Below are 14,473 nucleotides of genomic sequence, written 5' to 3'. Positions count from 1 at the left end.
CTATGTTTAGCAAAAAACATAGGCTTTTTTTATTCATTGATCGATCGCAGCTTACTGTACAAATAACAGGCTGCTGCTTTCTGAAGTATTATAATGTTCCTTTTCCGTCAAGAAGATACTTCTGTATCTTCAGTGCGTCGCTTACTGTAAGTCCTTTAACGGTCGTGTCGACATCGCTGTTTTCAACGCCCTGCTGGGTTATGTGAAGCTTATGTGTGCCGTTCACGCCATACTTGTTGGGATTAGCCAGCGCCTGCATGATAAGAACAACATCACCCATATCTACTGAGCCGTCGCAGTTGGCGTCGCCCTTGAGTCCTGTCTGGGGAGAGGTTTCCTCTTCATATTCTTCTTCAAGGATATTGAAGCTGAACTCCTTGTGTCTTATCTCACCGTCGAAGCCGTAGTTGATAACGAGGTTTGCTTCGCCGCTTTCCTTAGACATGAAAGTGAGAACGATATTGCCGTTTCCGTCAGTTGACTTGTTCACATCAAAGATATTTGTTCCTGATGTTGTGATAGAAGCGGGATCAACATTTTTGATTGTGACTGAGTATGGTTCACGTCTTTTATATGTGTCATTCTCAACTGAGAACCTTGGGTAGTTCTCGTCCTCATATTCTTCTTCAAGGATATTGAAGTTAAACTCCTTATGTCTTATCTCACCGTCGAAGCCGTAGTTGATAACGAGATTTGCTTCTCCGCTTTCCTTAGACATGAAAGTGAGAACGATATTGCCGTTTTCGTCAGTTGACTTGTTCACATCAAAGATATTAGTTCCTGATGTAGTGATAGAAGCGGGATCAACATTTTTGATTGTGACTGAGTATGGTTCACGTCTTTTATATGTGTCATTCTCAACGGAAAATCTTGGGTAGTTCTCGTCCTCATATTCTTCTTCAAGGATATTGAAGTTAAACTCCTTATGTCTTATCTCACCGTCGAAGCCGTAGTTGATAACGAGATTTGCTTCTCCGCTTTCCTTAGACATGAAAGTGAGAACGATATTGCCGTTTTCGTCAGTTGACTTGTTCACATCAAAGATATTAGTTCCTGATGTAGTGATAGAAGCGGGATCAACATTTTTGATTGTGACTGAGTATGGTTCACGTCTTTTATATGTGTCATTCTCAACGGAAAATCTTGGGTAGTTCTCGTCTTCATATTCTTCTTCAAGAATATTGAAGCTGAACTCCTTGTGTCTTATCTCACCGTCGAAGCCGTAGTTGATAACGAGGTTTGCCGCGCCGCTTTCCTTAGACATGAAAGTGAGAACGATATTGCCGTTTTCGTCAGTTGACTTGTTTACATCAAAGATGTTTGTGCCTGATGTTGTGATAGAAGCGGGATCAACATTTTTGATTGTGACTGAGTATGGTTCACGTCTCTTGTATGTATCATTCTCAACGGAGAACCTTGGATAGTTCTCGTCTTCATATTCTTCTTCAAGGATATTGAAGCTGAACTCCTTGTGTCTTATCTCACCGTCGAAGCCGTAGTTGATAACGAGGTTGGCTTCGCCGCTTTCCTTAGACATGAATGTGAGAACGATATTGCCGTTTTCGTCGGTTGACTTGTTTACATCGAAAATGTTTGTGCCTGATGTTGTGATAGAAGCGGGATCAACATTTTTGATTGTGACTGAGTATGGTTCACGTCTTTTATATGTGTCATTCTCAACGGAGAACCTTGGATAGTTCTCGTCTTCATATTCTTCTTCGAGGATATTGAAGCTGAACTCCTTGTGTCTTATCTCACCGTCGAAGCCGTAGTTGATAACGAGGTTGGCCTCACCGCTTTCCTTAGACATGAAAGTGAGAACGATATTGCCGTTTTCGTCAGTTGACTTGTTTACATCAAAGATGTTTGTGCCTGATGTTGTGATAGAAGCGGGATCAACATTTTTGATTGTGACTGAGTATGGTTCACGTCTTTTATATGTGTCATTCTCAACGGAGAACCTTGGATAGTTCTCGTCTTCATATTCTTCTTCGAGGATATTGAAGCTGAACTCCTTGTGTCTTATCTCACCGTCGAAGCCGTAGTTGATAACGAGGTTGGCTTCGCCGCTTTCCTTAGACATGAAAGTGAGAACGATATTGCCGTTTTCGTCGGTTGACTTGTTTACATCAAAGATGTTTGTGCCTGATGTTGTGATAGAAGCGGGATCAACATTTTTGATTGTGACTGAGTATGGTTCACGTCTTTTATATGTGTCATTCTCAACGGAGAACCTTGGATAGTTCTCGTCTTCATATTCTTCTTCGAGGATATTGAAGTTGAATTCCTTGTGTCTGATCTCACCGTCGAAGCCGTAGTTGACAATGAGCTGTACCTCGCCGCTGCTTCTGGACATGAATGTGTAAACAAGGCTGCCGTCCTCAGCAGATGATCTTTGGAGCTCCACAAAATTCTGACCGCCAAAGGTGATCGAAGCGGGATCAACATTCTTAATGATCACCGAGTATGGCTCGCGTTTTTTGCAGGTTTCCTTTTCGACGGAAAAGCTCGGCGCCTTTTCATCTTCATTTGTTACCCCAACATTGTCCTCTTTTGCTGCATCAGCTGCATAAGTCTTGCCGATGTTTCTGCTGCCTTCTGCAAATGACGTATATGCTCCCCCAATGAGCACAAGCGCCGTTACAGCAGCAATGATTCTTTTGATTTTCATACTTTTTTCTCCTTTTATATCATTAGCCTTGCGGCTTATCTTGTATTATATATGTAATTTACCATAAAAGCAATATCTAACATATGAAATTTACATTCTCTTAACATTTATAATTGCATTGTGCTGTAAAAAAATATACTTTTAAAATTTCTGTTTACTAATATTTGCTTGATAAAATAACTTTTTATGAATATGTACTGACTGCGGTATGATATTTTTATTGTGAATTTATAAAAAATCTGCACTTTATTCACTTTGGGTATAAGTTTGAAAACAGGGGCTTTTCTCAGGATACCCGTTATCACTTAGATTACGATTTTATATGAAAGCTGAGAGCAAAAATAATGTGAGTCCCTTGACATTTAGGCTAACATAAAGTATAATATACTCATTAAACAAATCAAGTGTGTTGTCTCAAATAATGACAATACCCGATGGGAGACATGAGATGATATGAAGCATTTATCACTAAAACTGCTTGCTGATACTGTCAGCAGCAGGAGAAAGGCATTAGGCATTTCTCAGGCATCTTTAAGTGAAAAAACAGGTATCAGCCGTACTATGTTCACAAGACTTGAGGCAGGAGAGTACAGCCCGTCTGTGGATCAGCTCCTTGCACTTTCGGAGGTCCTCGGCTTTAACTGCAGCGACCTTTTTGCTGAGGATACGGCAGAGATAAAGTATACTGAGCGAAAGAAGATAGCTGTGGCGGGAACAGGCTATGTGGGACTTTCTCTTGCAGTTCTCCTATCTCAGCACAATGACGTTACAGCTGTTGATATCGTGCCCGAAAAGGTGGAAAAGCTTAATAAACGTATCAGCCCCATACAGGACGATTATATAGAGAAGTATCTTGCGGAGCATGAGGAGCGGGGACTCAGTCTGAAAGCAACAACAGATGCAGAAGCCGCTTATAAAACATCAGACTATATTATCGTTGCCGCACCTACCAATTATGATCCCAAGACCAACTTTTTTGACTGCTCTGCCGTTGAAAGCGTCCTTGAGCTCATAAAAAAAGCCACAGCCAAGCAGAAGAAAAAGCCGACTGTAGTCATAAAGTCAACTATCCCTGTGGGGTATACGGTCCATGTAAGGAAAAAACTTGGCATGGACAATATCATATTCAGTCCCGAATTTCTCCGCGAGTCAAAGGCACTGTATGATAATTTGTATCCCAGCCGTATCATTGTGGGTGCTGATGAAAAGAACATGGCAGCTGCACAGGAATTTGCGGCAATGCTCCAACAGGGAGCTGTAAAGACCCATATCCCTGTACTCTATATGGCTACAACAGAGGCGGAAGCGACCAAGCTTTTTGTTAACACGTACCTTGCACTGCGCGTCAGCTACTTTAATGAGCTGGACACATATGCAGAGGTCAAGGAGCTGAATACTGCCAATATCATCAAGGGCGTATGCCTTGATCCCCGCGTGGGTGATTTCTACAATAATCCGTCCTTCGGCTACGGCGGTTACTGCCTGCCAAAGGATACAAAGCAGCTGCTTGCGAACTATCAGGACGTTCCACAGAATATGATGACTGCCATTGTTGAGTCCAACAGGACGAGAAAGGACTTCATTGCAGACCGTGTCCTCGAAAAGGCGGGATATTACAGCTACGGAAAGAACAATGAGTTCGACAGCAGCAGGGAGAAAAATGTTGTTGTGGGCGTGTATCGCCTTACAATGAAGAGCAACAGTGACAATTTCCGCCAGAGCAGCATACAGGGCGTTATGAAGCGCATCAAGGCAAAGGGCGCCACTGTTATCATATACGAGCCGACTCTTGAAAACGGAAGCACCTTCTTCGGCAGTCTTGTAGTCAATGATCTGAAAAAGTTCAAGAAAAAGTGCGGCTGCATAATCGCTAACCGCTATGATGCAGCTCTTGATGATGCAGCGGAAAAGGTATACACCAGAGACCTTTTCAGAAGAGACTAAAGCCTTTGATTTAATGGGAGATGAGATAATGAAGATAAAAAACTTAGTAGTTTCGGCTATCGCAGCTTTAACAGTTGCCGTTAACTGTGTGCCGACAGTGTCCTCGGCAGCAACAGTGGGTGATGTTATAGCCTATGCTTATCAGGTGGGAATGCCCGAGGATATGATACAGCAGTATATAGCAATGGGCAGCGGACGTGAATGGACATCTGAGCAGTGCGATCAGGCAATAGCCGCTCTAAGCACATGGGCTGCCGAAAGAGACAGTGCCATAAGCGGCGGAGACCAGTCCCAGCAGACTGTTCCCGATCCTGTTGAGCCCGAGGTATTCGAGGAAATGTCCATAGAGGAGAAGCAGGAGTATATCACAGCTGTTCCCAGCGAGCAGAAGCAGGAATACCTTGATGTTATGACCAATGACGAGAAGAATCAGCTTCTTAAAAAGCTTGATACCTCGGAGCAGGTAGAGGTCATTGCGGGTATGCTGGGCTTTGGGGATCCTTTCGGTATCAATTTCTCCATTGAAGATGTATCGGACGGCTCTGTGATGATAAGTGCAAGAGACGACGACAATAAGCTTGTGGGAGTAACTGTTCTGGGAGATTCCGTTGAAAAGACAGGCATCACTTATCCTGTGCCCATACTTGCTGCACTGGGAGCCATACTGCTTTCAGCTCTGGGTATAGGTGTACTGATAAAAAAAGGCAGGTGCGAGTGATGAAGAAAAGATCACTTCTGCCGCAGCTGCTAATGCCGCTGCTTGTAACGGTCTTATGCGGCGGAATACTGTTACTTCTCTCCATAAAGCCTTATGAGAAGGCGGAGACCTACCTGAAAGTTGCCTTTATGGACAATAACAGCGTTGTCCCACAGAGCGAGGGCATTGCGGGACTGAACATCGTTCAGACCGATATCGATACGGAATACAGCGGAAAGACCTATGAAAAGGGCGATGTTGTCTATCCCGAATACGGTACTCAGTATGCCGTCATCGAATGTGAAGCCGCTGATATATTCGCACCTGTTTACTGGGGCAACGGAGCAGAGCTCCTTGACCGCGGAGGCTGCAACACTCCGTCATCTGTGGTGGCAGGCGGAGAGGGAAATACCGTTATCAGCGCTCATGTGAATACTTTTTTTGCTGCTCTCAATAAAGTCAAGGTCGGGGACGAGGTAAAGCTCTACACTGATTACGGACGCTTCACATATACCGTATCTGAGCTTATTGAGTTTGGTTCCACCGATAAGAAGTACCTCAAAAAAGGGGACAGGGACATACTTACCCTTTATACCTGCGAGGACAATCTGCTTGCTGCTTCTGATAAGCGTATCGGCTGTATATGTGAGCTGAAAAAGCGCGAGTTCTACAATGAGCCGAAGGAGGAAAAAAGCAATGAAGAGTAAGATAACTTCGGTCCTCAGGATACTTGTGTGCATATTAACGGTATTCACTGTTATGGGAACTTTCGGCGTCATTATGGCGGATAAGCTCTATACCACAGAGTACCTTATCTCTCAGGCAGAAAAGACCAACACCTACGAAAATGCATATAACTCACTGATGAAGCGCTTTTCGGACAACTACAGCGTATCCAATATCCCCATAGATGTATATGAAAAGTCCTTTTCAGCTGAGTGGATGAAATCTTCCATAGACGAAAAAATAAGGAGCAGCTTTGAAAACAGGGAAGCAGTCATCGACTTTACGGGAGCCGAGGAGTGCATCACAGAGTATTTTGAAGAATATGCTCACGAAAAGCACGTTATAAAAGATGATATATACGAAGCCAAGCTTGCCGAAGCAGTGAGCTTTGCAAAGAAGACAGCTCTGAACGAAGCCGATGTGTATTCTCTGGACGTAATGAAAAGGGCGGGCATCACAGGAAAGCTGTCAAGGGCAGTCAGTCTGGCGAGAAAGTATAAATACGCATGCTTCGGTGCTCTGGCAGTTCTTCTCATTATCATGATACTGCTGAAAAGACCTATATACTGGGCAGGTACGGCGCTTTTTGCCTCGGGTATACTGCTTGCCGTTCCTGCGACGGTGGTCATAGCCAACAACATGATAGGTAAATTCTCTCTGAAAAGCTTTACCACCTACACCCTTGTGACGGGAACGCTGGATTCCGTAGTTGAGATCGTGCAAAAAACAGGCTTTATAATTCTGGCAGCAGGAATTATTCTTATTGCCCTGTACTGTATTTTCGGCAGGGGCGAAAAAGCAGAGCCCAAGCCCGAGAAAATCAAGGCATAAGGTCTGAATAACAGCCATAAACAGGCGCTTTCCGTACACAGGGAGTGCCTGTTTTATATTATGTGAGTAATGGCAGTGCCATTAGCTCTAATTTTTAAATGATTGTAAATTTTGGAAGACTTTGTTTAAATGACTTGAAAAAAACGCATAAAAATGATATAATATGTACAAAGCTTTATTTTGGTGTAAAGGAGGGAGTAAAATGATCGAAAAAGGCAAGGGCTGCTTATGGATAAACGACCTGCTGCGTGATCTTAAAAGCATCACATCGGACAGCGACAGGAAGTCGCTCATAGAAAGATACCGCAGTGAGCATCCGGGCGCGGCTGAGGCTATGATAATAGATGATGCCAACAGCCTTGCAGAGGAGCTTCTCCGCCTTAAAGCCGGCGGCAACGACCACAAGCTGGCGAGCCTTTCGGAGGTTGAACGCGCAGAATTGCAGGAAACAGAGCATATCATCGACGAGAACCTTTTCGATTATTACTTCCAGCCCATTGTAAATACCAAGGACGGCGAGATATTCTCCTACGAAGCTCTCATGCGCCCGAAGAGCACCATGAAGCTCACACCCTACCATATATTGAAGTATGCGGGACTTGTCAACAGGCTCCCCGATATAGAGCGAGGAACATTTCTGAACGTCCTTGGCATTATAGATATGCGAAAGGACGATTTTCTCGGCAGGTCCGTATTTATAAACAGTATCCCCGAAGCAAAGATGAATATGGACGATTTCAGGCATGTAATGAAGATGCTCCTGAAGCACGCGGATACTGCGGTAGTTGAAATGACGGAGCAGTCCGAGATAGACGATGAGAGCCTTGAAGCCCTCAAGGAGAGATACCGCAATATGGGCGTAAAAATGGCTATCGACGACTACGGCTCGGGCTATTCAAATGCAGGTAATCTTCTGCGCTATATGCCCAACTTTGTCAAGATAGACCGCTCACTGCTGACGGATATACAGAACAGTCCGAAAAAGCGCCATTTCGTAAGAGAGATAATCCACTTCTGCCACGATAATGACATACTTGCACTGGCAGAGGGAGTTGAGACCGCTGAGGAGCTACATACTGTCATACTCCTCGGAGCAGACCTTGTGCAGGGCTATTTTACTGCAAGACCTGCCCCTGAGATAATCGGTTCTATCCCCGAGGACATAAAGCAGATGATAAAGCGCTTCCATCAGGAGCGGGAGGACGGTATCGGACAGCAGGTATACATCGCCGACATCTCAGAGCGAATCATTCTCGGCAGACTTGCCGAGTCAGGCATGAAGTGCATTGTCGTCGGTGCAAACGGCAGCGGCGATATCAGTATCGAGGGCAGCTCTGAGCTTGACAGCCAGATACGCATTGAGACCCGAAAGGGCTACAGCGGCAGGATAACTCTTGAAAATGCATGGCTCAACAGTATAAGGAACAAACCCTGCATAGATCTTGGCGAGGACAACGATGTAACTCTTGTGCTCAACGGCGAAAACAAGCTGGATATGGGCGGAATACGTGTTCCGCAGTCCTCAAAGCTGACTATAGCAGGCGAGGGCAGGCTTGAAATAAACGTAAGCGGCAAGGCGTTCTATGGTATCGGCAACGGAGCAGGACTTCTTCACGGCGAGCTTGTCTTTGAACAGTCGGGCAGAATAACCGTAAACGCTCAGGGCGAGAACGGTGTGGCGATAGGCTCGGGCAACGGCGGCATCATAAGGATAAATGCAGGTCAGTACAGACTTAATATACAGGGCGACATCAATGTGGGCATCGGAGCTCTTTATGCCAGCAGTGAAATGGTCATACACGACTGTGATATCGGTATGGAGATGACATCGGCAAGAGGAACGGCGATAGGTTCTATCGGAAAGAGCGATGACATCACCATATTCAAGGCGTCTGTGAAGATATTCATATCGGGCGTGGAGCTTGTGGGCATAGGTACTCTTGACGGCGAAAAGACAAGCCTTTCTATCAGGGAGGCAAGCTGCTTCATAACTGTCAAGGGCGAGCGCTGTGCAGCTGTGGCTTCACTTGAGGGAGAAACGGAAGTTGATATACAGCAGGCTGCGATAAGTCTGACAGCGGCGGGCAAGCAGACTCTGGGAGCAGGCGGCTTTACAAAGGATACGACGGTACATGTCAGTGAAGCCGAGGTGCATATAAAGATAGATACGCCCATGAATATCAGCGAATACATAGAACGTGACGGTATCAGCTTTGAAGGCACTCTGTTTGAGGTCATTCACAACGGCGAAGAATACATAGTATTAAAATAAGAGCATAAATATTACTGGAGCGACTGACGTCGCTCCGTTTTATTGTAAAAATATAAAAATATATCCTTTTCTGTTACGCTTGAGCTGCGGAGTGGGAATAGATATTATGAAAGCCAAAACAATGCATTGCTAAGTTTTCAAGAGGTGATAAACTATGACAAATGAAGAACTACAAAATGCAGCACGCGAATCCAAGGAAAAGGCTCAGCGCATTATCTTTGATGAGTATTTCAGCTATGTCTACACTATTGTTTTCAGCAGGCTCCGCGGCTGTGCAAGCCGTGAGGACATTGAGGAGTGTGTGGGAGACGTTTTCTCGGATATATACATATATTATGAGGAGAACAAGGCAGGCAGCGGCGATATCTCGGGATTTGTGGGAACTGTCGCACGCCGTAAGGCTATAAGCGTTTTCAATCGGCTGACGCGGCACACTGTATCTACGGTATCCGTTGACAGCGATGAAGCCGCAGCCATTGAAGCTCCCGACAATACTGTTGAGACCGTGGAGCGCAAGGAGCTCCGCACAACGCTGCTGAAATGCATAGAGCGTCTCGGGGAGCCCGATTCGACCATAATCATGCAGAAGTATTTCTTCATGCGCAGCTCAAAGGAAATAGGCGAGCTTGTATCCATGACGCCCGAAAACGTCCGTGTGCGCAGCGGCAGGGCTCTTGACAAGCTCAGAAAGCAGCTGGAAACTTTAGGGATAAAGGAGTGTAATATATGAACGATAAGGAACTCGGGCTTGAAGTTTTTGAAAAGGCAGATGACGAGGAAATGAAGCGTATTGCTGCTGACTGTCCTGCTTCCGATGCAGAAAAGGAAAGGATGTTTAAATTGAGCCAGAAGATATACAGCGAAAAAACAAACGAGATAAGTGAAGCTCCCGCCGAGGTAGTATCAGGCGTTGAGCAGTATAAAAAGCCCATTTGGCACAAGATAGTTTCCGCGGCAGCTGCCCTTGCACTTGTTGCGGGACTGGGCACAGGCGGCTATTTGCTTGCAAGACGCAGCGGCGGAAACAGTCAGTTTGCAGGCGGTGATATAACTCTGTCCGATGCGGAGTCCAAGGTGAGCAATTACCCATTCGGAGAGATAGACAGGGTGCGTATGACCTGTTCGGCTATAGCGCCTGCTGTTATAGAGCTTGAACCTGAAAAGGTCTCAGAGCTTGCTTCACTCCTTGAAGAAGAGTCATGGGAGGAGACCGATGAACCGAACATGGCAGACGGCGAGTATTATATGCTGTTCTTTTATAATAACGGCAAGTCATATGAGCTTATAATAATGCCGCACAATAATATTCAGTTTGATACTCTTGTTGCTTCGGACGGAAAGATTTACATCGGCGGCAGTAGAATATACGATTTCCTGCATACTATAAAGCTTGAACCCGATGATTTCTTGTATGATATGGACGATGATTCTGCCGAGGAGGTTATCAAAGAGGTCTGGACATTTGGCAAAAAAGATATCACCATTGATGAGAGCTCAGTTAATGACGAAAAAAAGCCGATACCTGACTTTACTGCTATGAACATTGAGCTTGCAAAGGAACAGCTCAAGGAGTTGGGATTTAATTCTCAGGTGAAGAAAGAGAAAAACTCCGAAATACAGCCCAATTATGTCATAAAAACAGAGCCCGAAGCAGGTACAGAGCTGAGAAAGGGCGGTACAGTCACTCTCTATGTAAGCCAAGGCGCAGAGGACGAGAAGATCACAGTTGACGACTTTACAGGAAAGGATATTGACGAAGCAGTAAATAAGGCGGTATTTACAGGCGGTAATGTATCATATTTCTCTGTTCCCTCTAATGAAGAGGAAGGCACAGTAGTTGAGCAGTATCCTGCGGCAGGCACTGAGATAACCAAGGATACAGATATAATACTATATGTTTCAGAGGGCTCAATAACTGAGGGCGAGGTGGCTTACAGGTTCATTATCCCCAAGGATACTGTGCTTGGAAGCGGAAGATACTCCATTGACTTTATTTATGAAGATGAAGACGGCAAGATCAATGCAGTGACCGCAGGTACCCATGAATTAACGCCTGATGTACCTGTCTTCCTTTATCGTATACAGGGAAAGGGCAACGGCAAAAAGGTCACAGCAGTCATTACAGACGAGAAAACAGATAAAAAGGCAAACCTCGGACACTATATCTTTGATTTCGACAACGGCACATATACTATAGAAGATGAGGATATAGAGGGTGCATTTGAAGCAACAGGATATTAATAAGCAAAAAGGGAAGCGAAAGCTTCCCTTTTTGTAGGGGCGGATATTATCCGCCCGATAAAGTAAAGCGGGCTGTCGGGGACGCCAGCCCCTACAATGTGGCTATTTTGAGTTAGCGAATGTAGGGGACGGCGTCCTCGACGTCCCTAAACCGAATATTATCTCGCCTGAGAGCTCGCGCAAGCGGGCTCTTTTGTTATATTCCTACAAACGGCGGTATAAAGTTCATATGAACTCTTGTGCAAACGTACAATGTTGCTAAAAATCACAATATTGTATTGACAAACAATATTATACGCGATATAATATTGTCAGAGCTTAGATATTACAAGTGCTTATATATTACAGGCACTAAAATATTACAGGCTATCAAATAAGCGAAAGGAGAAGGACTATGGGTTTTTCTATCAATGCAGGGCTTCTCGACGCTATGGTGCTCTCGATCGTTCAGAACAATGACACCTACGGCTATGAGATAACCCAGTACCTGCGAAAGGCTGTGGACATTTCGGAGTCAACACTTTATCCGGTCCTCAGACGTTTGCAGAAAGGCGAGCTCCTTGAAACATACGATAAGGAGTTCATGGGAAGGAACAGGCGCTATTACAGGATAACGCCACAGGGCAACGATTCACTTGAGGAGTACCGAGAGGAATGGCGGAGCCACAAGAAAAAGATCGACAGTATTTTATTGAATGAGGGAGCTGAAAGCAATGAACAAACTTGAATTTCTAACGAGATTGAGGAACAGCCTTGAAAGAGGCGGTATGCCTGCTGATGATATAAATGACGCACTTACTTATTATGAGGAAGTTTTTATGGACGCAGGCTTTGGCAAGGAAGAGGAGACTGCCGCTTCCATGGGTATCCCCGAGGAGGTCGCCGGCAACATTCTCCGCGAAGCAGGTATCACACCGCCTCCTGCACCTGTTGCTGCTCCACAGAATATGGGCGGAGCTGCACAGCCTCAGCAGAAGAAAAAGGTATCAGGCGGAACGATCGCGCTGAGCATAATACTTGCAGTGCTCACATTCCCAATATGGCTGCCTGTACTTATCGTGGCAGTAGTAATGCTTTTCGTTATCATCGTGGTTCTCTTGTCACTTATAGTTGCGTTTATCGCAGCAGGCATCGGTCTTATCTTCGGCGGTTTCGGAATGATCTTTGAAGCACCTGCCGTAGCGCTTATGTCATTAGGTGCAGGATTCATCATAACAGGACTTGTGATACTTCTTTTCAAGCCTGTTTTCGGAGTAGCTATACCTGCCTGCGGCAGAGGGATCAAGAAGCTTTTTACATGGGTAGGCGGTTTATTTAAAAAGGGAGGAAAAGAAAATGTATGAGAATAATAATGGGGTAACACAGGAAGTTCAAGCAGCTCCTGAGAAAAAGAGCGGCGGCAACTGGGTATGGATAACATTCCTGCTTTTAGGAGTTGTTCTGCTGGTGATCGGAATAATCCTCTATAAAAACACTAATATCAAAGAGCGTGCAAAGCTCAAGGACTACAGCCAGAGCTACAGCGCTTCAGAGGTGAAGAGATTCGATCTTGATATAAGCTGGGCTGATCTCACCATAGGAAAGAGCAGCGATGAAAAGATACATGTTGAGGCAAGAAATGTTCCCGAGGGGTTTACAGCGGAAGTAAAGGGAGACACGTTTTCTGCGAAGACAGAAGATAAGAAGATGAATGTTTATCTGCTTCCAAGCTGGCTGAACGACGATGATAACAATACTGTTATAGATATAAAGCTCCCCGATAAGGAGTATGAGAGCTTCGTTCTTGATCTCGGCGCAGGAGAGGTCACAGTATCCGATATCGTCTGTGGAAAATTCAGAGTTGAAGGCGGAGCAGGCGAGATCACCTTTGAGAGTGTAGAGTGCGAGACAGGCAGCTTTGAGTGCGGCGCAGGACAGGTAAATATCAATGACATGCAGTGCGCTGAAACTCTTTATGTTGACGGCGGCACAGGCGAGATAGACATTACCAAGTCCGTACTGGGCGGCTTAAAGGTCGAGCAGGGCGTGGGCGAGTTAAATTTCTCGGGCACTATCAACGGTGACGTAGAGGTTGACGGCGGCGTCGGAGAGATAAACCTCAACCTTACAAATCCCGCAAGCGACTTCACGGGAAGCGGCAGCAAGTACAAGATGGATATAGATACAGGCATAGGCTCAAATACAGTAAACTATGATGTTTCACACTGAAAGCTATGTTTGACCACACAAAGATAAAAAAAGGCGACCGTGTCCGACACCGTCTTTTCGGCACAGGAACAGTCACCGATACCCTGCCGCTGGGCGGCGACACGGTAGTTACCATTGAATTTGACAACGGTACTACAAGAAAGCTCTGCGCGGTGATATCCGCACTGGAGAGCGCAGAAACTCCCGAACATGATATAGATGAATATACCGGATAGTCAAGAAGCCTGTGTCCCAATGGATACAGGCTTCTTTGTGCTTATTTTACTAAAATCACAAGCTGCATTTGTGCATATATACGATGTTTGAAATTTTTTTTTTGAAATTCAACCTGTTTGCGTTGAGAAATTCTTCTTTCCGAAGTGTATATGGAAGCGATTCCAAATATTGCGTGATCGTAAAGGCTGAAAACCATATTTCGGAAAGGAGAAAAAATGAAAGGTCTGTATGAAATATTCAAAACGGTCAAGCTCCTGACCGACCGCGCCTGCATACGCAGGTGTTATTTTACCACGGAGAATATGAGGTACTGCACTGACAGCGGTGAGATGTATCTTCTGAAGGAGGGCTTATAATGGCAGTATATCACGGAGCATACAGCGGATCTGAGATAGACAGGCTCCTTGCAAAGGCGGACAGCTCCGATGTATTTTCGGAGGAGCGTCTGAACGGTATGTCCTTTGAGCAGATAACCAAGGAGGACTACGACGACCTTGAGGAAAAGGACGCCGACAAGGTCTACTTCGTCTATGACACAAAGGGCAGGGTAAAGCAGTATATAGGCGAAGCCGAGCTGGGCGGAACATCTGTCACCGCAGGCTCGATAATCCCGAATATCAAAAGTCATATGAATATGGTGACAGGAACAATTACGGAGGTGCAGTAA

The 14,473-nt window shown here is 45.3% G+C and carries 14 protein-coding genes; 13 read left to right on the top strand and 1 reads right to left on the bottom strand.

From position 1 onward, the window contains the following. Positions 1–88: 88 nt before the first annotated feature. Positions 89–2,671 carry a dockerin type I repeat-containing protein gene (locus N774_RS0106400; protein ID WP_024860446.1) on the bottom strand — a complete coding sequence of 861 codons (2,583 nt, stop codon included), beginning with the start codon at positions 2,669–2,671 and terminating at the stop codon, positions 89–91. Between the two features lie 453 nt (positions 2,672–3,124). Between N774_RS0106400 and N774_RS0106395 the strand changes: the two genes are divergently transcribed. The 13 genes from N774_RS0106395 (at position 3,125) to N774_RS0106335 (ending at position 14,473) form a co-directional block, all read left to right on the top strand. Then, positions 3,125–4,615 carry a nucleotide sugar dehydrogenase gene (locus N774_RS0106395; RefSeq protein ID WP_024860445.1) on the top strand — a complete coding sequence of 497 codons (1,491 nt, stop codon included), beginning with the start codon at positions 3,125–3,127 and terminating at the stop codon, positions 4,613–4,615. 28 nt (positions 4,616–4,643) lie between these two features. Next, complete coding sequence (locus tag N774_RS0106390; RefSeq protein WP_024860444.1) at positions 4,644–5,333, top strand: magnesium transporter MgtE N-terminal domain-containing protein; 690 nt, start codon at positions 4,644–4,646, stop codon at positions 5,331–5,333. Next, positions 5,333–6,019 carry a class D sortase gene (locus N774_RS0106385; RefSeq protein ID WP_024860443.1) on the top strand — a complete coding sequence of 229 codons (687 nt, stop codon included), beginning with the start codon at positions 5,333–5,335 and terminating at the stop codon, positions 6,017–6,019. Before N774_RS0106390 ends, N774_RS0106385 begins: the two co-directional genes overlap by 1 nt. Continuing rightward, the gene (locus N774_RS0106380; RefSeq protein WP_024860442.1) at positions 6,009–6,869 is read left to right on the top strand and encodes a hypothetical protein; all 861 of its coding nucleotides are present in this window, start codon (positions 6,009–6,011) and stop codon (positions 6,867–6,869) included. Before N774_RS0106385 ends, N774_RS0106380 begins: the two co-directional genes overlap by 11 nt. A 202-nt stretch (positions 6,870–7,071) precedes the next feature. Then, positions 7,072–9,141 (top strand): EAL domain-containing protein, encoded by a 2,070-nt coding sequence (locus N774_RS0106375; RefSeq protein ID WP_024860441.1) that lies wholly within the window; start codon positions 7,072–7,074, stop codon positions 9,139–9,141. 154 nt (positions 9,142–9,295) lie between these two features. Beyond that, entirely contained in the window at positions 9,296–9,871 is a 576-nt protein-coding gene (locus tag N774_RS0106370; RefSeq protein ID WP_024860440.1) for an RNA polymerase sigma factor, read from the top strand. Next, positions 9,868–11,382: a PASTA domain-containing protein gene (locus N774_RS0106365; RefSeq protein WP_024860439.1), complete on the top strand. Its 1,515-nt coding sequence runs from the start codon at positions 9,868–9,870 to the stop codon at positions 11,380–11,382. The genes N774_RS0106370 and N774_RS0106365 overlap by 4 nt, the downstream gene beginning before the upstream one ends. Positions 11,383–11,776: 394 nt before the next feature. Next, positions 11,777–12,109 (top strand): PadR family transcriptional regulator, encoded by a 333-nt coding sequence (locus tag N774_RS0106360; RefSeq protein WP_024860438.1) that lies wholly within the window; start codon positions 11,777–11,779, stop codon positions 12,107–12,109. After that, the gene (locus N774_RS0106355) at positions 12,096–12,725 is read left to right on the top strand and encodes a DUF1700 domain-containing protein (RefSeq protein ID WP_024860437.1); all 630 of its coding nucleotides are present in this window, start codon (positions 12,096–12,098) and stop codon (positions 12,723–12,725) included. The genes N774_RS0106360 and N774_RS0106355 overlap by 14 nt, the downstream gene beginning before the upstream one ends. Continuing rightward, on the top strand, positions 12,718–13,590 hold the full coding sequence (locus N774_RS0106350; protein WP_024860436.1) for a DUF4097 family beta strand repeat-containing protein: 873 nt from the start codon (positions 12,718–12,720) through the stop codon (positions 13,588–13,590). The genes N774_RS0106355 and N774_RS0106350 overlap by 8 nt, the downstream gene beginning before the upstream one ends. A 5-nt stretch (positions 13,591–13,595) precedes the next feature. Beyond that, on the top strand, positions 13,596–13,805 hold the full coding sequence (locus N774_RS0106345; protein ID WP_024860435.1) for a hypothetical protein: 210 nt from the start codon (positions 13,596–13,598) through the stop codon (positions 13,803–13,805). 216 nt (positions 13,806–14,021) lie between these two features. Further along, a complete protein-coding gene (locus N774_RS19155; RefSeq protein WP_155250367.1) occupies positions 14,022–14,162 on the top strand; it encodes a hypothetical protein in 141 nt (46 codons plus the stop codon). Continuing rightward, the gene (locus N774_RS0106335; RefSeq protein WP_024860434.1) at positions 14,162–14,473 is read left to right on the top strand and encodes a hypothetical protein; all 312 of its coding nucleotides are present in this window, start codon (positions 14,162–14,164) and stop codon (positions 14,471–14,473) included. The genes N774_RS19155 and N774_RS0106335 overlap by 1 nt, the downstream gene beginning before the upstream one ends.

Source organism: Ruminococcus flavefaciens AE3010 (assembly GCF_000526795.1).
GTDB lineage: Bacteria > Bacillota > Clostridia > Oscillospirales > Ruminococcaceae > Ruminococcus > Ruminococcus flavefaciens_D.
The sequence above is the reverse complement of the archived record's forward strand: the minus strand, read 5'-3'. Positions and strand labels throughout refer to the sequence as shown.

Excerpts from the sequence above, each read along its gene's own strand:
- N774_RS0106385 (WP_024860443.1), top strand. The coding sequence starts at position 5,333 with ATGAAGAAAAGATCACTTCTGCCGCAGCTGCTAATGCCGCTGCTTGTA.
- N774_RS0106395 (WP_024860445.1), top strand. The coding sequence starts at position 3,125 with ATGAAGCATTTATCACTAAAACTGCTTGCTGATACTGTCAGCAGCAGG.
- N774_RS0106390 (WP_024860444.1), top strand. The coding sequence starts at position 4,644 with ATGAAGATAAAAAACTTAGTAGTTTCGGCTATCGCAGCTTTAACAGTT.
- N774_RS0106365 (WP_024860439.1), top strand. The coding sequence starts at position 9,868 with ATGAACGATAAGGAACTCGGGCTTGAAGTTTTTGAAAAGGCAGATGAC.
- N774_RS0106375 (WP_024860441.1), top strand. The coding sequence starts at position 7,072 with ATGATCGAAAAAGGCAAGGGCTGCTTATGGATAAACGACCTGCTGCGT.
- N774_RS0106380 (WP_024860442.1), top strand. The coding sequence starts at position 6,009 with ATGAAGAGTAAGATAACTTCGGTCCTCAGGATACTTGTGTGCATATTA.
- N774_RS0106345 (WP_024860435.1), top strand. The coding sequence starts at position 13,596 with ATGTTTGACCACACAAAGATAAAAAAAGGCGACCGTGTCCGACACCGT.
- N774_RS0106370 (WP_024860440.1), top strand. The coding sequence starts at position 9,296 with ATGACAAATGAAGAACTACAAAATGCAGCACGCGAATCCAAGGAAAAG.
- N774_RS0106360 (WP_024860438.1), top strand. The coding sequence starts at position 11,777 with ATGGGTTTTTCTATCAATGCAGGGCTTCTCGACGCTATGGTGCTCTCG.
- N774_RS0106350 (WP_024860436.1), top strand. The coding sequence starts at position 12,718 with ATGTATGAGAATAATAATGGGGTAACACAGGAAGTTCAAGCAGCTCCT.
- N774_RS0106400 (WP_024860446.1), bottom strand. The coding sequence starts at position 2,671 with ATGAAAATCAAAAGAATCATTGCTGCTGTAACGGCGCTTGTGCTCATT.
- N774_RS19155 (WP_155250367.1), top strand. The coding sequence starts at position 14,022 with ATGAAAGGTCTGTATGAAATATTCAAAACGGTCAAGCTCCTGACCGAC.
- N774_RS0106335 (WP_024860434.1), top strand. The coding sequence starts at position 14,162 with ATGGCAGTATATCACGGAGCATACAGCGGATCTGAGATAGACAGGCTC.
- N774_RS0106355 (WP_024860437.1), top strand. The coding sequence starts at position 12,096 with ATGAACAAACTTGAATTTCTAACGAGATTGAGGAACAGCCTTGAAAGA.